The organism is Novimethylophilus kurashikiensis (assembly GCF_003112435.1).
Lineage (GTDB): Bacteria > Pseudomonadota > Gammaproteobacteria > Burkholderiales > Methylophilaceae > Novimethylophilus > Novimethylophilus kurashikiensis.
In genome coordinates, this window is record NZ_BDOQ01000007.1 from 128423 (window position 1) to 150745 (window position 22323).

The window sequence follows — 22323 nt, forward strand, 5'->3', positions numbered from 1 at the left end:
TCAGCCAAGGCATCAGGAGAAATTATGGCAGAACCTTGCAGAAAACGTGCGTGGAAAAATTCCCTTGCCCAAGGCCATCTTGAGGTTTGCCCGTGGGACTCGTCCGAAGCCGTCAGTTTTGAGTTGTATTATGCTGGCATGGAAAGTTCTAGCGCCACGCTCACCTTTACCTCCAGGCTACTGGCAGACCAGGTTTGCTACGCCCTAATGAAACAATTCGAGGCAGGCAAGCGTGCGGCTAAAGTGGAACTTAAGCATTGGCTCGACAGCTAATGCAGACTCAAAGCCCCGATATTCGGGGCTTTTCGTTTGGACACAGAAAAGCCGCAAGAAAAATCTTGCGGCCTTGTGAGAGTTACATCAGGTTGTATTTCGACAAAAGGTGCTCAATCGCTTGATAGTGCTCCTGCATTGCATCTACCAGGTCGGCCCCAGAGATACTGGCTTCTGCATCACCAAACCCGAGTGATTCCAGGCTTGCGCGAATGTTCGTCAGAATGACGATACCCAGTTCCTTGTCATCATTAGTCACTTGAGACAGTTTGCTTGCCATGATTCCTCCGCTTAGGGTTGAGTAAAGCTGTCACCGGACATAAATGCCATCCAGTTGCATGCTTTACCGTAGGACTTGAAGTTCGCGTGATTCAATAACAAACCATTCTGGTTTTTTACCCAAACCCCATGCGAGTAGCCTAGAGCCGCAAGAGAGACATACTTACCCTTGCTATCGGTATACCCATCTTCGTCGGAAATCGAACGAAGTTCCATCTCCGGCAAGTGGTACTGCGGGTGCCGATACACATCTTTACGGGTTGTGACGTCAACGATACGGACAATGCAGCTGGTCAGAAGTGCAGGTCCCCCATCCTCATCATCAGAAATCAGGAGAGGGCTCTTCATTGGCCCCATGCTGCGACCAATTCTTCCCATCATATCGTGTTCGTCCATCCAGTCACGGCCTGTGGATTCGTCGCCCAGGAAAATCCGGACACGATTTCCACTTTTACGATAGGCCTCGAGCACCTTGCGTACCTGTTCAGGCGTGCGCGCATCAAACCAAGTTTCCTTGTCTTCGATGGCGCGATACTCCTGAAGCAGCGAAAGGTAGTCCTCGTACTGCTTGAGGGTACCGATTTCAGCGCTTTGCGGCGTTACTGAAATCGCGCGGCCGGCTTTTGCAATCCGGCTCGCAAACTCAGTGATGTAGTTATAGACTACATCAAACCCCAGGCAGCTATATCCACCGCCACTCGGGATTACAAACAAACGTTGGTCTTGATTCAGGCTGACAGCAGTCATGATATTTCCTCATTTTGGTTAGTAACAATGAGGTATAGCGCTAAGTCGGCTAGAGCCGGATGATGCCCGTTTCGATGGAATCGATGGATTTCTCCAGGAAGGTCACCGAACACTTCTTGTCGTCGCCGGCAATCTCCTGAGCCATGCCCAAGGTGCTGGCAAATGTGCGCTGCAAGGTGCTGTGACGCGCCTGGACTAGCGCCGTGGTGACAGCGCCACACTCACATTTCTTTGCCCAGGCCGCGCCGGCCGGGGTGTGCTTGATGAGCGTGAATCCATTCAGGACTTCGCCGCAGGTCTTGCACTTGATGTTAATCGGGGATTCGTCTTCCTGGATGGCTTGTGCCTGCGCAATGCGTTCTGCGAGGGAACCACGTTTTCTTGCTTGACCCATTTTGTTTCCTTGATGGTTGGCCCAGAGGGCTGAGGTTAGAGGTACCGCTGACTTCCGACACGTCCCGGCTTTAATGCCACAACGATGCCGCGGCAAGAGGGGGTGTTTCGACGCTTGGGGTCGTTAGGGTTACTCATGGCATATCGGCGTTCTGCCGATAGCATGGTTGACCGGATGTTTCTGGCTACAACAGGGTTGCTGCGGTCGTGAATACACCAGTGCGGCACGGTTTTTCCGTAGATGCCTGAGGACTTGAGTATTTCTGCTGCCACCTCGTAAGGGGAGCCGCCGTCACCGAGGTCCGAGTCAAATGAAATTTGGCGGACGTGCTCAGTTGCTAGTAGCTTAATGGCCTCCTTTGCGGAGCGGCACACTGTGGCGCCGACAGGAGCGGGTCGACTATCATCGAGGAATAGGAACATTTACGGCTCCATCCAGAATGCGGGCAAGTGGTAGTTCAAGGAGGCGCCCATATACCCCGTTCGACCTATGGACACAAAGTTGAGTCTCTTGTAGTGCCTGCGCAATTTCGTCGATATCTTTTTGCGCTCTGCATCGGAAACTGGAGCGGCCTTCCCATCTTGAATTGGTGCTGCTTGCAGAAGCGCCAATTCGCAGCCAAGCGCCTTGTTCTTAAGCAGGGTGTAAATTGCCTGCAAGCCGATGTCGCGTCCACGATAAGCCGGCTGCAGTTCAACGCGGTTAAGGTAGAGGATGCCACCAAATCCTGTGAGCAAGTCATCCCCGACCGCATCCATCAGCACCTGCTTCAGTTCAGTTTGCTCGTCATAAATTGTGCCAAACAGGTCCGCCAGAGTATCGCTGTGGGCATCCAGCGCATCCCCCAACCAGACACGGTTGTCATGCGCGAGAGCTGTATCAATCACAAAATAGTCAAGCACCCCTACGTCAACAAAATCTTCAGTTTCATCGTCATAGATACAAATTTTGGCGAGGTAGTCAGTAACTATGTTTTCATCTGGCTCCCTGGCCTTAAATCGCGTCAGAGAGCTTTGGCTGATTTCCAGTACGAGGTTTTCTTCAGGGGGAACGCCTAAAAAGGCCATATCAAAATCTCACGTTTCCGTTAGTCTTTAATCCAAAGCACACCGGTCGCCGGGCTTACCGCGCAAGGAACACCGTAGGGCATCGTGAGCTTGTTGGCTTCTTCCACCATGACCATTTCGATAATTTCCAGATGTGCTTTGAACTTGTCTTCGTCCAGGCAGAACACCACTTCGTCATGCACCTGATTGATAGCGCAATCGAAGATATCGGGGTATTCCACGTTAAGGCGGTGCATAATCATGCCGAGGATGTCGGCGCCTGATGACTGGTCCTGGTAGGACAGTGCAGCATTGAGGCCAAAGGCCACAATCTCACGTTCAGCCAGCGTGCGTGCCATCCACCAGCCGGTACGAACCGGCTTTTCCTTCGTGCCATCGGGCAGATACACAATCCCGGCTTGCAGACACTCGGTCCAGAGGTGCCACAATTCAACTTCAGGGTAGGCATCCATCCACAAGTCGCGGATATCGCCGGCCTCATCCAAGGTCCAGTGTTCGTCGTAGCCACGTGCAGCCGCCTCCTGGAAGCCTGCATCGGCCATCCCATAGAGTAGGGACAAGTTAGCAATCTTGCCTTGCTGGCGCTTAGGCCCAAGTTCTTTCTTGAGCTTCTTCTCGTAGTTCTTGCGGTCCGAGGGAGTAAGGCCCTCGAACTCTTTCATGGGGTCGCGGCCTGCGAGCTTCATACCGGTGAAGGTGTGAATATCGATGTCGGCTACGAAAGCGTCGCGAAGGGCGGAATAATCAGTTTCACCGCGTGCAACGGCGTACGACATACACTGCGCCAGACGGTAACCTAAGCGAGCTGCCAGCAGCTCATCTTTAACTTCGCCGCGCAGTTTGTAATACTTGTTGCGCTGGATGCCGCCATCATCGAGCTGGCGCTTGAGGTTCTCCATCCGCTCATCCAGACGCGTAACTTCCTTCTTGAACCTTGCGGCTTCTGACTTCAGCGCCGCTTCCGCATCAGGGAGGCCCAGTAATCTTGCAATGGTGGTGATAGCGGCCAGCACATTCTCTGGTGGTTGCGTGCCACCAGGAACCACATGCCCACGTGCTGCTGCCAGCATGTCCCGCTGAGCACGTACGCACAATGCAGCCCCCACGCGTACATCCAGTGCCCCAAAGTCGGAGGCAACAATGCGATGCGTGAATTGCGCCTCAATGGCCGCGCCAAACTCCTTACGTTCAGCAGATGCTTTATGCGCACCAGCAAAGGAACTGAATTCGGTGGAAACCAGCGCGCCAACCTTGACCGTCTTACCGGTGGCGGCCGCAAGCACAGCCTGGTTTTCCTCGGTCGCTAAAACAGTAATCTTGTCTGTGGCGTACAGCCCGGCAAGCCACGCCGATTCAACGCGAACCACTTCACCAATTGAAACGTCACGGTCGGCGGCTTTAGCAATGAGTGGTTGATTCCAGACCGTCACCAGCACGTCCATGAATTCGCAACCGGGCTTCGTGTAGGCCATACACATCGCGCGGAACAACTGGTCCCGCGGCCACTGTTGAACGTTGGGTTCGGACGCTGCCAATCGCCCTGTGACCGGACCATGCGAGAGCAGGGCGCGCACACGGCCGTCGGCACTACGTTCGGCGAAGCCGACCACTTCAAGGGCCATGTTCGAGGTTTTCTTTGCTCTGCAAACGGCCACCCATGCATTGAACAATGGCCTGGACTCTTCAATCTGGATTGCGCGACAAGCCCGGAGGTCCTTTTCCCCGACTTGCGGGGCGCCGGTAGCCGCGGTACGACGTAAAACGACGCCACGCTTCTCAAAGGCAGCCGCAAGACACTTCTTAAGGTCGTCGTCCAACCCGGCATCCGGGTCAGATAGCGCTTCGCGATAGGTCTCTAACGTGGGCTCTAGGGCGATGAGCTCACTAACCTTCATGCTGAGCTCGATACGCTTGGTTCTAACGTACTTGTTGCCGACGCTGGTATTGAGCGGCATGCCGTGTTCGCGCAACAGCACCAGTTCGGGCACTTGGGGCTCTACCAATCGAACCGTCGCCTTTCGAGCGCGTTGACCTAGATAAGCCTGATAGAGGTCGCCTTCGGCATCCAGCCCAAGCAATTCGCATAGGATGCGGTCCGCCCACACCACGTCATCAATGGCGTAATCGTAGTGGCCAAAGCTCAGCAACCCGGTCCAATTAGTCGGTTTCTGGAAGGATTTATCGACCACCACCCCAAACATCGCCAACACGACGTCCGCCAAGCTGCCGCCAGATGCCCCGGTGATAAGGGACTTCCATGCGGCCTGCTCAACTTCGGTAGCGGTAACAATCTCGGTGTTGTGCTTGATGCTCGACACCAGCTCGGCTCGCTTCAGCACCAGCTTGGGGTTCAAAAGGCGAACCATCAACATGGTGTCGACCACGATGGCCGGCATCACGGTACGGCCTTGCGCCAGTCGCAGCCAATACAAGTCGAAGCCTGCGTTGTGCGCTATGAAAATGCGGCGGGAAAGGATGCATTGCGCAACTTCCTGTGTGAGCGCAGGCCCCATCTTGTCGCAGTCAAAGGCAAACTCAATACGAGGACCCTTACGACCGCGCACCGTCGGTACACGCACTTGAATGGTACGCATGCGCACGCGAGAGGAAGCGCCTTGCTTCCAGTTCTGCATATCAATGACGACAGGGGAGGATGCGTCGGTGAGCCCGGTGGTTTCAACGTCGACGGAGGCCCATTGAGCTTGGCCAATCAGGTCCAGCGCGGCATAAACCTCATCCTTGTCGGATAGGAATTCCGGGCGATTGCCCTGGGCGTCGCACACTTCAAACCCGAATCCTAGCTGGTCGGGTAGCGCCAACGGTTTATGTTTTGCTTTTGCTGCCAATCTCGTCTCCACCATGGGGCTGGGTGCAATGGACTTACTTGAGCACCCATGTATTTCTAAGTATAATACCATTAAATACTATATTTCGCAAGGAGAGAGTCGGCTCTTGATTCTTATCTGAAGCGAAATCATGTTAACAAATGTTGCTATACGTGACATGGACAATAATTTATCGGAGGCAACAAAATGAGTACGAAAACCTATAAGAAGCGGGTCGAGGCCGACAAGGTCCGCGACCAGGCGCACGGCAAATGGCTGGATATCCTGCCGTCGCTGGTGCCGGGATACTTCAATAATGCGTTACAGAAGATTGGAACGCACGTGACGTGTCCTTTTCATGGGGGTAAGGAAGATTTTCGATTCATTAAGCAAGCCAAGCCAGGTAAGGGAAATACGCGTGAAGTAGGGGTCGCAATGTGCTCCTGCGGGGTCTATCCTGATGGGTTCGCTGTGTTGATGAAGGCCACTGGCTGGACATTCAATGAAACCCTGATTCGGGTGGATGAGTGGCTCAACGGGTCCTCCTACCAGGAAACGGTAACGCCAGCTCCTATCAAGGTGTATTCGGATGAAGACGACGAAGAACAGAACAAAAAGATTCTGGCCAATCTTCTCAATTTATGGGAAGCGGGCAAGCCGTTGGACATCAAGCAAGTGCCTTATTACCTGGGCCGGGGATTGCATGCTCGCGTGTTGGTGGATATGCAGGATGAGCGTTTTATTGCGAGTCTGGGCTATTACGAATACGTGAAAAAGAATCCGGCTGACCCAAATAGTGAGGAGATACTGGTTAAAACTGGTAGCTACCCCGCAATTCTGGCTATGATGCGAGATGCTCAAGGCAACCCGGTGGCGGTTCATCGCACCTGGTTATCCAAGGATAAGAAAGAGAAGGCTCCGGTCCGCAAGGCCAAGAAGCTCTCCCGCACGATAGGCGCGGCAGGTGCAGCAATGCGCTTGTACGACGCTACCGGCGCAGACACACTTGGATTGGCTGAAGGCAAGGAAACTGCGCATTCGGTTCGTCAGCTGGCGATGGGGCGGTATTGGCCTGAGCTGGGGAAAATTCCAGTATGGGCAACCTACTCTGAGCGCAACATTCGTAACTTTGTGATTCCAGATTCAATGTTGGGTACCCTGCGTAAAATCGTTATCTTCGCGGATAACGACCCAAACGGTACCGGGTTTTCGGCTGCTGCTGAATTCAAGGAACGTATGGCGCTTGAGCATCCTGAAATCGAAGTCGATATCAAGATGCCTGAGGTTGAAGGCATGGACTGGAACGACGTTCTGGTCAATCTGTAATACTCACTAGCTCCAGCCATCCGGTTGGAGCTTTTTATTGGTCTACAAAACAAAAAAGCCGAGGAATAATCCCCGGCTTTTATTTTTTCAGAAATTTACTACTTAGCAGCTTCGTATGGAGCGCAAGCGTCATTGACGGTGTAGTTGCACGCCATCGTCCAGGCAGAGACTTGGAAGTACGCCCACATTTCACCGCCGCCACCCACACCAGTATCGATACGCAGGTAGTTCCGGCCATTCACGAGATAAGGCACGAAGTTGATGTTGGTAGAGGCACGCCAGCTCACGTTACGCTCCCAGTAAGACTGCCATGAGGTGACTGGGCTGCAGGTAAGGCCGCTCATTTGCCAGGAACACACATTTTGAGTCATCCACTGGCCCCAGGTGTCATAGGTCGGGTTGTAGGAGCCGCCTCCGTAATCCGCCCACAACCAATGACCATTAATGGACACCGCCATCAGGTCATCGTACCCAACGTAATACATCAGGAATTGCTTTACCGTCGCCACATCCTGGATGTCAATCGTAAACTCACGATGGTAGTACCCGGTGCTCCAATAGTTGTCACCGATAGCCCCCACTCTGAATTGGACCGTATAGGGGTCTGGCTGACCAATCACAGAAATACTAGTGTCGCCAGAAGTAACGTTTAGGTCCAGACCACCCTGATTAATGATGGCTTTCTGCTGACACAACTGCGGCACGGCCGTTGTCGCGCAAGAATAGGTTGCGGTCGTACGCTGCTCAGTACAGATTTCCGTCGGCTTGGTGCGCGCGGACGTAATGTCATTCAGCGTGTAGTCCGTCTTGGTGGTGCAATTACGCATCGACAGTGGGACGTCCGAGCTGCAAGTCTGCGTCCAGGTGTTGGTGTTAACCACCTTCTGCACGCAAACCTCTGTCGTGCCGCAATCTTGGCCTTCTGCAGCGACCTGGGCGGTCTTGGCCAACGGATGGATGCCGCTCTCATTGCTGTATGTCTGGTCACACACCGTAATCTTGCCGTCGGTCGCAATGCCGTGGCCAATTTGCTGCAAACATTCGCTGCCGTTCGCACCATACTTGGCTTGATACTGAGGAATCAGCGGATTGGCTTGCAGCTTCTGAATTGAAGCCCACTGGTTCGTGTGGTCTTGCGGATTCGGCACTGAACCGGCACCAGCGGTCATCATGTCCTTCGTGACCGTGGTCTTGTGGCGATAGGCAATACGGAAGCCGACCGCAGTCTTGTGCGTGTTGTTGTTGACGAAGCTCTGAACAATCTTAAGCGCCGTCATATTGTCCGAATCCGCCTTGAAATCAGGCGTAATGCCGCCAGACAGCGAGGGGTAGAACACCATTGCCAGGCCGTTACGTGCTTTTTGGTCCGCCGTCGCATTGCTTGGCATGCTGGCTTGCCAGCTCACCGTGGTTTCCGTGCTCCAGCCGTTCAAGCTGTTTTCAGGTTCCGAATCACACGCTGCAACACGGCAGACCTTGCCTGCGGGCGGCTTGTAGTTCGAGGCCGTGGGGTCGCTTGAACAATCAACTGCGTTATCCGGCTGGCTTACCGGCAGGCCGCGGGCAGGGGCCGTGCAAACCTTGAAGGTGATTTGCGCGTCACCGGTATCCGACACCTGACAATTTGAGACCTTGACCGCTACGCCGGCGATTACCTGGCTACGCGTGTTGCCGCAGGCCACGGCCAGGATACCCGTCTGCGCCGAGTAGCTGGAGGAGTTACCATCCTTATCGAGGAAGTTGAAGCTCTGAGTGCCCGCGGCCGTCTGGGCTTGAACTTGCAGCCCGTTGTAGTCCGGCATATCGTTGGCGCCGAACGCGCTGTGGCAGTTCTTGCCATTGGCGTCGCACTCCTCCGCACCCTTACTCATGAAGGATGTGATAGCGCCTACGGCCTGAGCCTTAGCCACCGCTTGATTGGCGTTCAACGTCGGGTTGGAAATCACCCCGTTGGACACTGGCGGACGGTCGGCAAGGGCTTGTGCTGAAAGCCCCATCAACGCCAAAGCAACAATTGAAAATCCGAACTTCATCACTTTCTCCGGTTAATCTTTTTTCTGGTTGGCAACCTGGCGCTCGGTTTTTTCCTGCGCCAAGCGTTCGCAGGTCTTCTGGGTGCTTGAAGGCAGCTTCTCGATAACTTCCAGCCCCTTCTTGGGGTTGACCAGGTCGGTGTCAGCGACTTCCTTCATCATGCAATCACAGTAGTTCGCCGACTTAAGGTAGCCCGGGCCAAACAGGGCTTCCATTTCATAGGAAGACATCTTCCAGATGCGCTGACTATCCGATAGATTCTTAGCGGCGTCCTTCTGAACCTGCGTGTACTTACCCTGGCGGTCCAGCTTCACCATGGTCACAGCCTTGGTGAGCGTTCCCCGTGCGCAAGCTTCGGAGTAGGTGGCGCGCAAAAAGCGCAGCATGTCCGGCTCATTCAGGTACTTCTGCTGCACAAGCGGGTCCGTGAGCTTGAGATTCTTCAGCATCGGAGGCTCTTTAGCCGAATCCTGGCCCAGCCCGACAGGTTTGGCAGCATCATCCGCCAGAACAGTGCCAGAAAGCGACGCCAGAAGAAGGGCAGCAAGAAGGTGTTTCATCATTAATCCTGTTTTTGAGTCAAAATGGTTTGCAGCGCGTTCTCGAACAAGTGCCCGACCTGATAAATTGCGGTCTCCATCGTGAGCGCAGAGTCGTACAAGTCAGGAACATCAAAATTCCAGTCAAACAGCACCTCGCCGGTCGACATTTGCATCTGAATTGGTTGCTGGCCGGGGAAGGTTGAAGAAATACGGGCGCCCACCTGGCTCTGCATCAGCGCCAGCGTCTTTGGGACGCGAACGCCCACACGCAGGACCTTACCCATCTGCAGAATGGACAGCCGGAATGACCGGCCGCTAGCCAGGTTCTCGCGAATTGTCAGGTAACCACGGGCAGGATTGGCAATCCAGTCTTCATCCGCAATTTTGCGCGCCGGAGAATCCCACAGCGGGTCGGAAAGATTCTTGGCGTCGGAACGCTCGTCTGGGCGCAAATGCGCACGAATTGCAAAAAAGAATCCTTCACGAGCTTCAATAATGAAGTTTCGCGCAGATAGATAGTCTCCGAACTTACGGAGACTTGGGTTGAATGCTTGTTTATCGGTAGCCTGCATTGTTAGTCCTTGACGGCGAATTGAATGTTGTGGATGTCGTTTGACGCCAACTTATCCATGACACCGGCAACAGCCGCGAACGTTGCTGCCTTGTCCGCAAACACTTTTGCCGTAGTGGCGCCCCTCATCTTTGCGTATAGCTTCGTCCAATCGACTACGCGCAGACCGTCGGACCACACCGACCCATCAGAATGAATTTCGAGCGTCACCGAGGTGTCCTGGGTCATGACCGCGCCTGCCGAGGTTGCCGGCAAATCCACTCCAATCGACTTCGCCATGAACGGCGTGAGCAGCAGTAGCACGGCTACCAGCACCAGCAGCACATCGAGAAGCGGGATAATATTGATTTCAGCCGCAGCGCGGCGCTGTTGAGCCTTGGTCATCACTTACTCCTGGGTGGACGAAGCGGCTTCTTCCGGGGCCACGGCTACAGGCTCCTCAGGCAAGACCATCAGAATGACGCGATGAGCAATCAATGCCGGGATAGCACAGCCCAGGCCCCATAAAGTGGCATATAAGGCTTCCCCAATCGGGTGCGCAATTGCGGCCACATTTAAATTGCCAGAACCAATCCCGGACAATGCCTGGATGATGTGCCATACGGTGCCGAACAGGCCCACATAGGGGGAAGTGGCTGCAATCAAGGCCAGACCGGCCAACCAGGGGTCAACAATGGCCGGATTGCGCGCCTTGCGTGCCGCTGCAGCAATGAAGCCGCCACCAACTGCCAGTGTCACGGTGAGCCAGAAAATTGCGTAAAGGGTGTACTGAATGATATTGCCAATCATATGAACTCCAGTGTCAGTGAATCAGGGTAGAAATTCGTTAGTGCCATAGTCGATAACCAGGTCGAGTTGCCACATCTGCTCTTCGCCCGGCGCCTTCATGAGCTTGTCGATGCTGTAGCTGCGGGACATCATGGCCTTCAGGATGAGGGCGTCACGCATGGGCTCGGCACCTTGGCGAACAATCCCGCCACGCTTTGCATTGCCATTGGCATCAACATAAATTCGGATGTACACCTGTCGCGGGCCAACGGCGAAGGGGTCGGGCTGTTCGCCTACGGAAGCATCCTGTGCCATCAGCTTGCCTCCCGGCATGGAGACTTGAGCTGGAGGAATAACTTCATCCGGCTTGGCGGCCTCGGGTCCTACAGTCGTGTCCTGGGCAGCGGCAACCGCTTTTGGCAAACTGGTCTCACGCTCTGCGGAGACTACTTTGTTCACGCGCTCCTTCGGGGGCTCAGCCACCACATCAGGCGCGGTTTTGTCGACGTTGGCAGGAGCCTCCTGGGCTGCCTGCTTTGGACCTTGGAGCACTGCAACGGAGAATCGCATGGTGCTCAGGCTGGGCGGAGCTTGCTCCCCTGTCGACTTGAAGGTGTGCAATAAAGCATAGAGAAGCAGGGATGCAGCCAAGCCGCCCGCCAAGAACGCTCTGGCGCGCGGGGAAGGGCAATTCAGGTTGAGCTTTCCAAGCATCAAGTCGGATGATTCCATTTCTCGTAAATCCCCCACCAGTGGTGCATCACCTTGCTGGCGTATCTGAAGCCTGCGTCACGCCGCTGAGGCGTGTTTAGCGAGCCGACGTTGTACCGCGCAATGGCTCGATACCAGTCAGGCTCACGAGCCTTGTAATAAGCCAGCACATAGGCGCCTGCAACCGCATTCGCACAAGCATCATGCTGAAGCTTAGAAGATGAGATACCCCACTTTTGGAAGTGCCCAGTCCACGTGTCTGAAATCTGGAATGGACCGAAGTAGGTCCCCGTGCTTCGGACATACGCCTTACCAACCTCACCACCCTCCTGCTTCAGAATGGATAGCAGCGCAGCTACGGGCACTGAATAATGCTGTGCCGCACGCATGACGCAAGTGGTCGGAATTTCAGGGGGGAGTTCAGCAGATACCCAAAACACAGCTGTTATCTCATAAATTTAAGGACAGTATACCGATTTATAGTTGTTTTGTCAATTTTAAGCAGCTTGCGTTCCATAAAACAAAAAGCCCATGCCATTTGGCACTGGGCTTTTTGCGTCAAGCTGGCCGACGGTTATTCGTCGATGCCGAGGCCAGACGGTTGTTCTTCTTCCAGTTCGTCAGCATCAACCACCTGGAAACGGTCAGCAACCAGTTCGTTGGTGACAAACCCTTCGGTAACGATATGCTTGAGCACGCCCTGGACGTGGCCGGTAACGTCGGCAAGGCAGCCGACCTTCAGGTGGTCCTTGCACTTCTCATACACATAAGGGGGAATGCGAACCAGCGCCACGTTCACGAACTGGACCGATTGCTCGGTACGTTGACGGGACGGGCCGTATTGAATCCATGCTACCGCAGCCGGGCCTTTCTTGGCGGGCTTGTTATTGACGTCGATACGCTTAACTTCACCGGACAACACAAAGGTGTTAATAGTCATTTTCTACACTCCATTAATTTAACAAAACCCGAATCGAACATTCAGGGATTAATCACAGTTATTTCGCTTCCCGTTTTTAGTACCTGGGCTGCGCTCGGACGCCTTGTGGGCAACCTTGTGCTTGCTTCCGCGGTGATGCTTCTTAATCGCGTGGGGACCCTTATTGGGGGTCGGCACGGTTGTCACTACGACGGTCGTCTCGTGGTATAGGGCAGAACACGTAATTTCGGTATGAAATTTGTTAGCTAATTGTGTAGCGTTATCGCACTGCTTCGAAATTTCAGCGCATTCCTTGCGATGCGCTTTATCAGTTGGCTTGATACACCCTGGCGCACGGACCTCGAGAACATGCCAGTTGGGACCGGCCGTTGACTTTAGCAACTCTTCAGCGGCCGATGGAGATACTTCTCGCACTTCTGAGTGAGCATAGGTGTCCGCCGACAAGCGCACCGCCGCGGCATCAAGCGGGTTTTGTGGTGGGACAGGTTGCGGCGTCAGGGCCGCCAGCGCGCATTGGCTGAATCCAACCAAGGCAAGGGTGCTAAGCAGGGTAGAGAATCGCATGGGGACTCCTGTTATTTGGTTGATTCGTTGAGTTTGTGCAGAACTTTTTGCACTAGCGGACCGGGTTCGGAAGCATCTGCGGGGGAAATCAGTTGCTTGATTTTTCCGTCGTGTACCCAAGCGAATACAGGAACTTCAGTCGCGCCGGACATATCAACCAGACGGCCTACCTTGACCTCAGAAACCAGGGTGATATCGGATGCCGCGCGGTCGGCGACGGCCAGCAAGTCAAACTTGGGTACCGTCTGCTTAATGCGTTGCGGGAGCTGGCGGCGCTCCAGGAAGGAGATAATCTGCGGGAGCTCTTCAAAATTCTGCCCCTCGCGCTGGATGCCATCAAACAAGGCATCACGCACGATATTTTCGGCGCCAGGGAAGAGGTCACGAACGGCGTAGTAGAACCGGTCCGGCCATAAGGATTGGCCCTCCCATGCGGCCGGGGCCACACGTAAAGGAATCTTGGCCTCTTTGGCGGCCTGAGCAATCGTGTCGAACTGGTCATTCACGGCATGGCAGCGCGGGCAGTGGAAGTTAATGATTTCCACCAGCACCGTATCTGTTGGGCCAGCTGCGACTCCGGGCGTAGGCATGTCCGCCATTGCAGTCAGGGGCAGCAGTGCCAGTCCAACCAAGGATGAAATCAGCTTGATTCGCATGCGGCCTCCTATTGCTTAACAGGCAGCGGCTGAGCGAGTGAGCCAGGATTGCCGGGGTGGTTATGTTCGTCCGCGGGCGCGGCTTGCTCTACAGGCTTATAGATTGCGATGGATTGCATTGACGGCGCAGGCTTGATGAGGCCGGCGGCAATAGCCTTGTTGTAATCGGCCTGGTAGAAGAGGCGCCAGATAAGGAATTGGCAGCTGTAATCGAGCTTGTCACTCCAGCGAGCAGTGGTGGCTGTATGGCTCTCAGCGGACAGCGCCGTGGTGGAGGTGGCTACGTTGCCGACCCAGTTAATCGGCTCACAGGCGCGAGAAATGCGGTCTTGGGGTACCGGTGCCGCAAAAATCCAGATGATGAAAAACAAAATGGGAACACCGAATAAAAGTTCCTTGATTTGCATATATTTCCAGTCAGAACTTGAGGAATGATTATTGCATAGTATATCGTAGAATGATATATTTCGCAACATCACCGGCATTCAGTTGTTAACAAATATTACAAGTTAACTATGCAAGCGCGAGCTATACGGACTTAGGTCCATATCTCGCCTGAAGCTGGGCATAAATATTTATAACGGAAGGAAATCAAATCATGACAGCAACAACAACGAAGGAAGAGCTGGTTTTCCAGCTGGCTGATATCCGGTTTTCCAAAGACGGGTTTCACATTGCACGCACGACCAAGGGTGACAGTGTCGCCGGCAAGTTCAATGCGCAGGTTGGCCATTGCTATAAGGCTGCTGGCGAATGGGACCGGACCTCGGATAAGGCGTTGACCTACGGGCCGACGTTTAAGATTGAGTCCGCTGTCTCCATCCGCATGCCGTCCCCTGAAGCGCTTGGCCGCTATCTGGTGTTTGCCCTCCGTGGCAAGGGCTCGGGTACCGCGGCTGTTGGTGAAATCGTGGTGAGCATGCTGGTGCAAGGCGTCAAGGAAGAAGGCCTCGACCTCGAGGAGCTTCTCGACCATTGCAAACGGGATACGCTCATCGACCTGGTGGGGACGCGTAACACGCCTAAGGTGGATACCATCCTGGCGTGGTGGCCCAAAATCAAGCCGGCTGCTGACTTGATGTCGCCGTTGCTGGGTTATGGGTTGTCCGAAGCGATGGCGGAAACGCTCATCAACATCTATGGTAGTCGTGTTATCGAGGAGGTGGAGAAGCGTCCGTATGACCTCATTCTTGAGGTTGACGGTGTTTCTTTCCTGACCGCTGACAAGATTGCCATGAAGGTTGGCCTCATTTCCAAGACTGACCCGTTGCGCCTGCGTGCAGCATTGGCTACAGGCATGCGCGATGCGACGTCGAACGGTGATGTAGGTGTGCGCCGCAAGCTGTTGGTTGACCGCACGATGCCGTTGGTCAATGAATCAGTCATCGAAAATGGCCGTCGCAAGCTGGCCCCTGGCGTTCCTCCTGCTGTTCCGGCCAACGTGCTGGAAAACATCCTCGACGACATGATTAAAGGGTCGTTCGTGGATGCTCAGGGTAAAGACTGTGAGTTCTCCAAGGAATTGGTTGAGTTCGCAGACGACAAGGGTGAAGTGGTAGTCTGGTATGCCCCGTTGGTTGAGGCAGAACGGACGATTGCTCGCCGGCTTGCGCAGTTCAACGCCAAGCCTCGTCCTGACCTGGCAGCACGTGTGGAGGAGTTCGCTACCAAGCTGGGCGCCACCCTGGCTCCTGAGCAACATGCAGCCGTAGGCATGGTTTTGTCGAACCCGGTTTCCGTCATTACAGGCGGCCCTGGTTGCGGCAAAAGCTTTGTCCTGAAAGTCGTTCTTGCTGCGTTGGATGCTGCCGGGTACAAGGGCACGTTGATTGCGCCGACGGGTAAAGCCGCTAAGCGTATTACCGAGTCCACTGGTCGTCTTGCGCAGACTGCGCATTCAGCGATTGGATTTGGTGGTAAGCAGCGTGCAGCCTTCAATGAGGATTGCCCTTTGGCATCGCATTACCTGGTCATCGATGAGGCATCCATGATGGATACCGAATTGACGGCCGCGGTACTGTGTGCAGCAGCTAATCACTGCCGCATCATCATTGTGGGCGACGTCGACCAGCTTCCGAGCGTCGGCCCTGGCCAAGTGCTGCGAGACATCATTCTGGCGGACATCGTGCCGGTCACCCGACTGACGCGCGTGTTTCGACAGGGTGCTGGCTCCGGTATTGTGACGGCAGCAAAAGTCATCAACACTGGGCATATGCCGGAAACAACCGATGACGGGCAGTTTGTCATGGTTGAGACCGAAACGCCGGCGCAGGACTTGCTGGAGGCTATGCGTGAGCTGATTGCTTCTGGCGTGAATCCGGATGATATTCAGGTACTGGCGCCCACCCATAAGGGTGACGCTGGCTGCACCGCGCTTAATAAGGCAGTGCAGGCGTTACTGAATCCGGAAACACCTGGGTCGATGCAGAAGTTGCGTCGAGACTCCGGCGACATCCGTGTCAATGACCGCGTTATTCAGGGTAAGAATAACCGCGAGCTTGGCATCGTCAATGGGGACATCGGCTGGATTGATGACATTTCGTCCGACAAGGGGAGCGTCCTACTCTCGCTGGCCGACCGACCGGAGCCGTTGAAAATGACGGCACAGGAGTCGACCAACCTGAAGCTCGCGTATGCCATTACGGTACACAAGAGCCAAGGAGCAGAAGCGCCTTACGTCCTGATTGCTTTAGACCGTGCAGCGAGCTTCATGCTTCGCCGCAATCTGGTTTATACCGCAGTAACACGCGGAAGCAAGAAGGTGATGTTGTTCGGTTCACTGAACACCGTCTCCGGCGCAGTGCGTCGTGGTGAGCCGCCTGAAGGTAGCCGCCGCACGTCTCTGGTGAGTAAGTTGAAGGCCAGCTTCCCCTCCATTGGAGCGAAGCCAACGGACCGTATCGCAGCAGCAATGCTGTCCGATACATTCGATGAATCGCTACCGTTTTAACCCGCTGTAATACCAAGCACCAGGAATTCCTCCCTGGTGCTTGTTCTTTTGTTGGCGCACGACTCGCAATTTGCCTGGTGTTGCGCTAGGCTCACAGCATGTGCTCCCACTACGACCCGGTGCTTGACCATACAGTACTCCGCGAATACTTCGGCGTTGAGGAGTCGCTTGCGCCTGGCATGAAGCCTAGTCTTTGGCCTGGGTATGTCGGCCCATTCATCCGCCGCCATGAACATGCGGATGTCGGGGATGAGGCGGTGCCACCTCGCGAGTTGATGCAAGGGAGCTTTGGGCTCATCCCGCATTGGAGCAAGGACGCGACCATTGCGCGGAGAACCTATAACGCCAGGTCGGAGACGGTTGCCGAGAAACCAAGCTTTCGCGATGCCTGGCGTCTTGGCCGGCACTGCATCATTCCTGCAACCGGCTTCTTTGAGCCTGACTGGCGCAGTGGCAAAGCGGTGCCCACCAGGATTACGCGCAAGGATGGTGCGCCTATCGGGATAGCTGGTTTGTGGGCGATGTGGAAGCAACCGGATGGCGCGACATTGCATAGCTTTACCATGCTTACCGTCAACGCAGATGACCACCCGTTCATGCGCAACTTCCATAAGCCCGGCGATGAAAAACGCATGATTGTTATCTTGCCTGAAAACCAGTACGACGCCTGGCTGACCGCCCCGGCAGATGAAAGCAGGGCATTCCTTCAGCAGTACCCATCAGACCTGCTTGAAGCCGTCGCGTCCCCGGCCAGATAACTCACCGGGCCTTAGGCAACTCATCCCATTGCGTCGTGTACGCCGGGGACTTGTTGGATTGCCGCATGGTCCACGCGCCAGGAGCGCCACAGGCAGCTCCAGTCGCAATTGAGCCTTTCCCGAACTTTGAATTCACGCTATCCAGCACTCGCATGAGTTCCTGGGATTTTGAGCCATCGACCATTTCAAACAAATCGACAGGCACCTTATCCCGGGCGATGAGCGCGTCCAGCATGACGCCTGCCTTGGAGAATGCATACCCTGGTTGGTAGATGTGCTTGAGGCCAGCAAGAGAGGCGCCCGTTATGCGCAGGGTGTCATCACAGGCGGCATGAAAGGGGAGCGTCACGCTCTTCCCATATTGCGGCTCTTGCGTTCGAAAGGGGCTGGTATGGATAAACACCCGGACAGCGCCTGCTGCCAGAGACTGCCCGCGCAACTTCTCGGCGGCACGTGCAGCAAAGGTGCCCACCGCCTGTTCGAGGTCGGGGAGGTCATAGACCGGGGCGCCAAAGCTTCTTGATACTACGATTTGTTGCCGGGGAGGCACCACTTCCTCCAGCGCAAGACAAGAAATGCCGCGCAATTCGAGGACCGTGCGCTCGAGCACGACGCTAAAGCGGCTCCGGATTTGCTTTGGGTTAGCATCTCGAAGCTGCCTTACGGTGGTGATGCGCATGTCATGAAGTGCCGAAGCCAATCGCCTGCCGACGCCCCATACCTCCGCAACATCCAGTCCACCCACCAGCGCGTCCTGGTCTGAGGCTGAAAGTGCCGTTAAATCGCAAACGCCATTCCAGTCAGGTTGCTTCTTTGCCACATGGTTGGCGAGCTTGGAAAGGGTTTTAGTGGGGGCGAAGCCTACGCAAACCGGTAACCCGGTGGCAGTTAAGATGCGACTCCGTATGGCTAGGCCGATGGAGGTCAGCTCACGATGCCCTTCCATGCCGAGGAAGCACTCATCGATGCTATAAACTTCTTGCCTCGCGCTGAACTCGCTCAGGAGGGACATCACGCGATTGGACATATCAGCGTACAAGGCGAAGTTAGAAGATAACGCTACTCCTCCGGCCTTTCGAAACTCCTTCTCAATTTTGAAGTAAGGGTCTCCCATCTTGATACCGAGCGCCTTCGCCTCGGCAGACCGGGCAATAGCGCAGCCATCGTTATTGCTCAAGACAATGACCGGCCGGCCTCGCAGCTTTGGGTTGAAGACGGTTTCGCAGGAGGCGTAGAAATTATTGGCGTCCACCAGCGCAAAAACTGGGGGCAGGGCAGAGGATTCAGACATAACTCTAACTTGGACTGTACGAGCGTACAGTATGCCTGAAATCGATTGGATGAAAAAGAAACGGCTGCCGAAGCAGCCGCAGTTGCGGGTTAACGTCGCATTGGCATGCCGTTAGGTCCCATGGGGCCACCCTGGGTATTAAAACCCTGGCCAACCATCGGTTGTTGCGGTGGAACAATTCCAACAGGACCGCCGAGCCGCTCGCGCTGTTCACGCTGCATTTCCAGCAGTTGATAGATTTGCTCGTTACCTTGTCGCTCTTGCTCGCGACATTGTTTCAATTGTGCCGGCGTGTAGGCTGCCGAGATGCAGGCAGAGGTTTTTTGCAAGACCGTAATCTTGGCCTGATTCACTTGCAACAGAATCGGCTTCACCAGCGCAAGTCGTTGGTCTTGCGCCAATGGGGCTTCTTGACTAGGTGGCGCCATGCCGAATTGTCCCGCATTTGGGAAAGGTTCTTGGGCGCTGGCAACCCCTGCCAACAACAGCAGTAGGGTGCCAGCCATCAGGTTAAGCTTCAAATTGAGCCTCCTATGAAATGCCGAAAGTGGCGTTTTGTATAGGCGGGCTAACGGACTTTACTCGGTTTCTTCCATTTGAGCGCAAGCTGAACAGCCGCATCAGGCATCGCATTAAGCAAATCCTTTCGAGGCAGCTTGTAGCCGGCCGATAAAATGTCCCATGCTTCAGCCTCAATGGCTTCCAGTTCGGCCAAGAGCACCTCTGTATTCATGTCGCCCAGCCGTACAATGGATTTCTTGAGGTGCTTGACGCAGGCCTCTTCGCTAACCAATGCCTTCCGAGAATCCTCCCGGCCATCCAGATGGCTCCGCAGGATTTCAGCAAATTGCAGTACATCCGGACGCAAACGCAACACTTGTTTCCAGGGTAGTGCGGCGGTATTGAAGGGCTGGTTGCTAAACAAAAGTCCAAGAACAATAGCCTCTGGCATCATGCGGTCGACCCATACATGGGCAGGTACATCGAGGCCCAATGCCGGCTTATCACAGGCCAAATAGGCCGGGTCATGGTCAGCAAACGGGCCTTTTACCGGAGGCATGATGGCGGCAATCAGGTCATACACCGAGGAATAGCTATCATCATTGACCGGCCATCCCATTTCACTCGGCTGTTGAGCCAGTTCTATCAGGGCCTTCAACGGGTCCACGTCCTGCACGACGGGTGCCGGCGTAATGGCCGCAGCGGGCTGGTCCGATACCAGCTTCAAAACGGGCGCTGGCTTTTCATGCTGCACTGGCTTCTCCGCAGCCTGTTTGGCCGCTAGATAAGCTGCTTGCCCATGAGTCTTGTCGAGCTTACGAGCCTCCACCATATCATGGTAGGTCTGGAGGCTTGCGGCCTTGGTAAAGGCCGGCAAGGCTGAAATTGCAGTGGTTGAGTACTTCTTGCCGTGTAAGCGCTTATCCAGCACCGTGATGACCCCGTGGTCAGACTCGCGTCGAATCAATCGGCCTGTCGCTTGAATTAGGGAGGTCAACATATCCGCGAGATAGGCCTGTTCAAACCAAGCCGCGCCGAGATATTCCCGCCGGGCTTCCTCGACCGGGTCGCCGGGGACCGCGAAAGGCAGCCGCGTAATCACAACATGGCCGCAGTACATCCCCGGCAAATCCAACCCCTCCGCCATCGTATCCAATCCGACCAGAATCGAGCGCTCACCGTTATTGATACGTGATTTATGCAGTGCCACCAGCTCAGGGATAGCCATATGGTCCGGAGTCAGGCAGCGTTCACGCACTTCCGAAGGCAGAGCACGTACAACCCGGCGCATGGATTCACGGGAAGTGAACAAAATAAGCATGCCCGGCGCCACGTTGGCGCGATAAAGCCTTGGAATCTTCTCGACGAGCTCTGACTCGAAGCCTTCCTCGCCCGGCATCAGGTCCATCTTAGGCTGGTGCAGGACGCCTCGACTGTAGTCGAACACTGGCGGCAGCGCCTCGGTGATGGCGTGGCCAGGCAACCCGCATTTATTCTTGAAGCGGTCGAAAGAGCCTGCGATTTGCAGCGTTGCCGATACCATGGCAACAGGGAACTCCAGAGGCCAAAGCAACTGGTCCAGCACCTCCCGGCCCTCGAGTGGCTGTGTATGCAGGGAGAGGCTGTTCGATTTCGTCCGGGTCACCCAACGAACCAAGCGCTCACCGGTAAAAAACAGCATCAGGCCGTTATGAAGTTCTTTCGCCTTGCGATGATACTTGTGGGTTTCACCGAGCATCCGCACAGCAAACGTCTTCTCGTGGCCCACAGCTTCTTCAGCCGTATCTGCGAGTACCTTGGACATGGTTTTGAGCGCGGCAAGGAGGCTAAACGCCTGGCCGCTCATGATGCGGACGCCGCCAAGCAAATCGGTTTCCGGTTCCTTGAGTCCCCAGCTGTAATCGCCACTCAGGCTGAATTTCACGGAATCGGTGATGTGCTTAACCCAGCGCTCCATATCGGCGAGCAAGGTGGCTGCCCCGACCGTGAAGATGTCGGCAGGAAACTCGGTCCCTTTCTTCATCGCCTTGGCGGTTGTCGGTAGCGAATAGATACGGTCGCTGTAGCTTTCCAGTTCACGCAGCCAGTCGGTATCCGAGATATTGGCGGTGGCGCGCTTGGTATTCACAGCCTTCTCGGGAAGGTTGTGCGCTTCATCGAAAATCAAGGCGTATTTTTTCGGGGGGAGGGCAGTCGTCGTCTGTTCTTCCGCCCGTTGCGCCAGGTCCGCCAGCACCATGTCGTGGTTTGCGATGATGAGTTGCGCCTTACCCAGTCTAGCGCGTGACTCCATGTAAGGGCAGTTGGAGAAGTATTCGCAAGCGCGATTGACGCAGGTATCGCTGCTGGCGGCACAGGAAGACGCCCAGCACTTCGGCAGCTCACCTTCCCATGTGTCCTGGTCGCCATCCCAGCTCTTTTCGCGCCAGGACTTCAGCATATCCAGCGCGATGACGGTGCCCCCGTCGGACACATGCTTGTCCGGCTGGAACATATCTTCCTGCCCATCCTGCATTTTCTTGTCTTCGAGCGCCTGAGCATTACGCGGGCAGAAATACCGGCCCCGGCCCTTGGCGATGGCAACACGATTGGGGTCAATCGCCCCTATGGCAGCCAGGCGTGGAATGTCGTCGCGAATAATCTGTTCTTGCAGTCCAACAGTAGCCGTCGCCACCACAACAGGAAACTGTTCACCGGCATGCGCGTACTGGTCGAGCGCACCAGCAAGGTAGCCAAGCGTCTTACCGGTTCCAGTCGGCGCTTCAACACAGCAAATCCCGCCCGTGGCCAGTGTGGACCGAACAATCTCGGCCAGGCGCAACTGAGAGCTTCGAGGCGACAGTCCATGAACCCCCTGGAGGGCATGGAATATCTTTGCCACCGTGGGGAGCGGCATGGAAACGGGAGAGTATTCGGGTTTGGCTAGTGCGCTCATGACAGGCTTTCTCGTAAGTCCGGCTAATATGCCATTAAATGCATGTTTTGTCAATCTGCACAATGCCACTCGGGACGCCACGCGCCCGCGTTAAAACTCTTTTTTAAACCAATATAACTCTACAAATATACATTGTTTTGTTAATAAAAATAGCAGCATGATTTAGCTGCGTCAAGTCCTCTTAGCCGGTT

At 55.0% G+C, this 22323-nt stretch carries 24 protein-coding genes; 4 read left to right on the forward strand and 20 right to left on the reverse strand.

Going from position 1 to position 22323, the window contains the following annotated elements; all coding sequences use genetic code 11:
* Positions 1-24: 24 nt before the first annotated feature.
* Entirely contained in the window at positions 25-273 is a 249-nt protein-coding gene (locus NMK_RS09810; protein WP_109015571.1) for a hypothetical protein, read from the forward strand.
* Positions 274-355: 82 nt separating this feature from the next.
* Here the strand turns inward: NMK_RS09810 and NMK_RS09815 are convergent, their stop codons facing one another.
* The 6 genes from NMK_RS09815 to NMK_RS09840 are packed head-to-tail and all read right to left on the reverse strand — an operon-like array spanning position 356 to position 5606.
* Positions 356-553, reverse strand: a complete 198-nt coding sequence (locus NMK_RS09815) for a hypothetical protein (protein ID WP_109015572.1) — start codon at positions 551-553, stop codon at positions 356-358.
* 11 nt (positions 554-564) lie between these two features.
* On the reverse strand, positions 565-1299 hold the full coding sequence (locus NMK_RS09820; protein WP_181376229.1) for a hypothetical protein: 735 nt from the start codon (positions 1297-1299) through the stop codon (positions 565-567).
* Positions 1300-1348: 49 nt separating this feature from the next.
* Positions 1349-1693 carry a hypothetical protein gene (locus tag NMK_RS09825; protein WP_109015573.1) on the reverse strand — a complete coding sequence of 115 codons (345 nt, stop codon included), beginning with the start codon at positions 1691-1693 and terminating at the stop codon, positions 1349-1351.
* A 35-nt stretch (positions 1694-1728) separates the two neighbouring features.
* Positions 1729-2115 carry a cyclic-phosphate processing receiver domain-containing protein gene (locus NMK_RS09830; RefSeq protein WP_109015574.1) on the reverse strand — a complete coding sequence of 129 codons (387 nt, stop codon included), beginning with the start codon at positions 2113-2115 and terminating at the stop codon, positions 1729-1731.
* Positions 2116-2760: a hypothetical protein gene (locus NMK_RS09835; protein ID WP_109015575.1), complete on the reverse strand. Its 645-nt coding sequence runs from the start codon at positions 2758-2760 to the stop codon at positions 2116-2118.
* 20 nt (positions 2761-2780) lie between these two features.
* Positions 2781-5606, reverse strand: a complete 2826-nt coding sequence (locus NMK_RS09840) for a DNA polymerase (protein ID WP_181376230.1) — start codon at positions 5604-5606, stop codon at positions 2781-2783.
* Between the two features lie 186 nt (positions 5607-5792).
* On the opposite strand from NMK_RS09840, the gene NMK_RS09845 reads away from it, so the two are divergent.
* Entirely contained in the window at positions 5793-6911 is a 1119-nt protein-coding gene (locus tag NMK_RS09845; protein WP_109015577.1) for a DUF7146 domain-containing protein, read from the forward strand.
* Positions 6912-7009: 98 nt separating this feature from the next.
* Here NMK_RS09845 and NMK_RS09850 read toward each other — a convergent pair whose 3' ends face one another.
* From NMK_RS09850 to NMK_RS09900, 11 genes are all read right to left on the reverse strand, one after another.
* The gene (locus NMK_RS09850; RefSeq protein ID WP_109015578.1) at positions 7010-8944 is read right to left on the reverse strand and encodes a hypothetical protein; all 1935 of its coding nucleotides are present in this window, start codon (positions 8942-8944) and stop codon (positions 7010-7012) included.
* Positions 8945-8956: 12 nt separating this feature from the next.
* Entirely contained in the window at positions 8957-9508 is a 552-nt protein-coding gene (locus tag NMK_RS09855; protein ID WP_146187164.1) for a hypothetical protein, read from the reverse strand.
* On the reverse strand, positions 9508-10059 hold the full coding sequence (locus NMK_RS09860) for a hypothetical protein (RefSeq protein WP_109015580.1): 552 nt from the start codon (positions 10057-10059) through the stop codon (positions 9508-9510). The genes NMK_RS09855 and NMK_RS09860 overlap by 1 nt, the downstream gene beginning before the upstream one ends.
* A 2-nt stretch (positions 10060-10061) precedes the next feature.
* Positions 10062-10442, reverse strand: a complete 381-nt coding sequence (locus NMK_RS09865) for an ExbD/TolR family protein (protein ID WP_109015581.1) — start codon at positions 10440-10442, stop codon at positions 10062-10064.
* A 3-nt stretch (positions 10443-10445) separates the two neighbouring features.
* On the reverse strand, positions 10446-10847 hold the full coding sequence (locus NMK_RS18960) for a MotA/TolQ/ExbB proton channel family protein (RefSeq protein ID WP_109015582.1): 402 nt from the start codon (positions 10845-10847) through the stop codon (positions 10446-10448).
* 21 nt (positions 10848-10868) lie between these two features.
* The gene (locus tag NMK_RS09875; protein WP_146187165.1) at positions 10869-11558 is read right to left on the reverse strand and encodes a hypothetical protein; all 690 of its coding nucleotides are present in this window, start codon (positions 11556-11558) and stop codon (positions 10869-10871) included.
* Entirely contained in the window at positions 11540-11977 is a 438-nt protein-coding gene (locus tag NMK_RS09880; protein WP_146187166.1) for a lytic transglycosylase domain-containing protein, read from the reverse strand. The genes NMK_RS09875 and NMK_RS09880 overlap by 19 nt, the downstream gene beginning before the upstream one ends.
* Before the next feature lie 134 nt (positions 11978-12111).
* Positions 12112-12477 (reverse strand): hypothetical protein, encoded by a 366-nt coding sequence (locus NMK_RS09885; RefSeq protein ID WP_109015585.1) that lies wholly within the window; start codon positions 12475-12477, stop codon positions 12112-12114.
* 48 nt (positions 12478-12525) lie between these two features.
* A complete protein-coding gene (locus NMK_RS09890; protein ID WP_109015586.1) occupies positions 12526-13041 on the reverse strand; it encodes a hypothetical protein in 516 nt (171 codons plus the stop codon).
* Between the two features lie 11 nt (positions 13042-13052).
* The gene (locus tag NMK_RS09895; protein ID WP_109015587.1) at positions 13053-13697 is read right to left on the reverse strand and encodes a thioredoxin domain-containing protein; all 645 of its coding nucleotides are present in this window, start codon (positions 13695-13697) and stop codon (positions 13053-13055) included.
* A gap of 8 nt (positions 13698-13705) precedes the next feature.
* Complete coding sequence (locus NMK_RS09900; protein ID WP_109015588.1) at positions 13706-14104, reverse strand: hypothetical protein; 399 nt, start codon at positions 14102-14104, stop codon at positions 13706-13708.
* A gap of 191 nt (positions 14105-14295) precedes the next feature.
* Here NMK_RS09900 and recD2 point away from each other — a divergent pair, with 191 nt between their 5' ends.
* On the forward strand, positions 14296-16647 hold the full coding sequence (gene recD2 / locus NMK_RS09905) for an SF1B family DNA helicase RecD2 (RefSeq protein ID WP_109015589.1): 2352 nt from the start codon (positions 14296-14298) through the stop codon (positions 16645-16647).
* 98 nt (positions 16648-16745) lie between these two features.
* Positions 16746-17405: an SOS response-associated peptidase gene (locus tag NMK_RS09910; protein WP_109015590.1), complete on the forward strand. Its 660-nt coding sequence runs from the start codon at positions 16746-16748 to the stop codon at positions 17403-17405.
* 1 nt (position 17406) lies between these two features.
* On the opposite strand, the gene NMK_RS09915 is transcribed toward NMK_RS09910, so the two are convergent.
* The 3 genes from NMK_RS09915 to NMK_RS09925 form a co-directional block, all read right to left on the reverse strand.
* Positions 17407-18696 carry a Y-family DNA polymerase gene (locus NMK_RS09915; protein ID WP_109015591.1) on the reverse strand — a complete coding sequence of 430 codons (1290 nt, stop codon included), beginning with the start codon at positions 18694-18696 and terminating at the stop codon, positions 17407-17409.
* 89 nt (positions 18697-18785) lie between these two features.
* The gene (locus NMK_RS09920; protein WP_109015592.1) at positions 18786-19217 is read right to left on the reverse strand and encodes a hypothetical protein; all 432 of its coding nucleotides are present in this window, start codon (positions 19215-19217) and stop codon (positions 18786-18788) included.
* A 47-nt stretch (positions 19218-19264) separates the two neighbouring features.
* Complete coding sequence (locus NMK_RS09925; protein WP_109015593.1) at positions 19265-22132, reverse strand: helicase C-terminal domain-containing protein; 2868 nt, start codon at positions 22130-22132, stop codon at positions 19265-19267.
* Between the last annotated feature and the right edge of the window lie 191 nt (positions 22133-22323).

Excerpts from the sequence above, each read along its gene's own strand:
- NMK_RS09810 (WP_109015571.1), top strand. The coding sequence starts at position 25 with ATGGCAGAACCTTGCAGAAAACGTGCGTGGAAAAATTCCCTTGCCCAA.
- NMK_RS09815 (WP_109015572.1), bottom strand. The coding sequence starts at position 553 with ATGGCAAGCAAACTGTCTCAAGTGACTAATGATGACAAGGAACTGGGT.
- NMK_RS09820 (WP_181376229.1), bottom strand. The coding sequence starts at position 1,299 with ATGACTGCTGTCAGCCTGAATCAAGACCAACGTTTGTTTGTAATCCCG.
- NMK_RS09825 (WP_109015573.1), bottom strand. The coding sequence starts at position 1,693 with ATGGGTCAAGCAAGAAAACGTGGTTCCCTCGCAGAACGCATTGCGCAG.
- NMK_RS09830 (WP_109015574.1), bottom strand. The coding sequence starts at position 2,115 with ATGTTCCTATTCCTCGATGATAGTCGACCCGCTCCTGTCGGCGCCACA.
- NMK_RS09835 (WP_109015575.1), bottom strand. The coding sequence starts at position 2,760 with ATGGCCTTTTTAGGCGTTCCCCCTGAAGAAAACCTCGTACTGGAAATC.
- NMK_RS09845 (WP_109015577.1), top strand. The coding sequence starts at position 5,793 with ATGAGTACGAAAACCTATAAGAAGCGGGTCGAGGCCGACAAGGTCCGC.
- NMK_RS09850 (WP_109015578.1), bottom strand. The coding sequence starts at position 8,944 with ATGAAGTTCGGATTTTCAATTGTTGCTTTGGCGTTGATGGGGCTTTCA.
- NMK_RS09855 (WP_146187164.1), bottom strand. The coding sequence starts at position 9,508 with ATGATGAAACACCTTCTTGCTGCCCTTCTTCTGGCGTCGCTTTCTGGC.
- NMK_RS09860 (WP_109015580.1), bottom strand. The coding sequence starts at position 10,059 with ATGCAGGCTACCGATAAACAAGCATTCAACCCAAGTCTCCGTAAGTTC.
- NMK_RS09865 (WP_109015581.1), bottom strand. The coding sequence starts at position 10,442 with ATGACCAAGGCTCAACAGCGCCGCGCTGCGGCTGAAATCAATATTATC.
- NMK_RS18960 (WP_109015582.1), bottom strand. The coding sequence starts at position 10,847 with ATGATTGGCAATATCATTCAGTACACCCTTTACGCAATTTTCTGGCTC.
- NMK_RS09875 (WP_146187165.1), bottom strand. The coding sequence starts at position 11,558 with ATGGAATCATCCGACTTGATGCTTGGAAAGCTCAACCTGAATTGCCCT.
- NMK_RS09885 (WP_109015585.1), bottom strand. The coding sequence starts at position 12,477 with ATGACTATTAACACCTTTGTGTTGTCCGGTGAAGTTAAGCGTATCGAC.
- NMK_RS09890 (WP_109015586.1), bottom strand. The coding sequence starts at position 13,041 with ATGCGATTCTCTACCCTGCTTAGCACCCTTGCCTTGGTTGGATTCAGC.
- NMK_RS09895 (WP_109015587.1), bottom strand. The coding sequence starts at position 13,697 with ATGCGAATCAAGCTGATTTCATCCTTGGTTGGACTGGCACTGCTGCCC.
- NMK_RS09900 (WP_109015588.1), bottom strand. The coding sequence starts at position 14,104 with ATGCAAATCAAGGAACTTTTATTCGGTGTTCCCATTTTGTTTTTCATC.
- recD2 (WP_109015589.1), top strand. The coding sequence starts at position 14,296 with ATGACAGCAACAACAACGAAGGAAGAGCTGGTTTTCCAGCTGGCTGAT.
- NMK_RS09910 (WP_109015590.1), top strand. The coding sequence starts at position 16,746 with ATGTGCTCCCACTACGACCCGGTGCTTGACCATACAGTACTCCGCGAA.
- NMK_RS09915 (WP_109015591.1), bottom strand. The coding sequence starts at position 18,696 with ATGTCTGAATCCTCTGCCCTGCCCCCAGTTTTTGCGCTGGTGGACGCC.
- NMK_RS09925 (WP_109015593.1), bottom strand. The coding sequence starts at position 22,132 with ATGAGCGCACTAGCCAAACCCGAATACTCTCCCGTTTCCATGCCGCTC.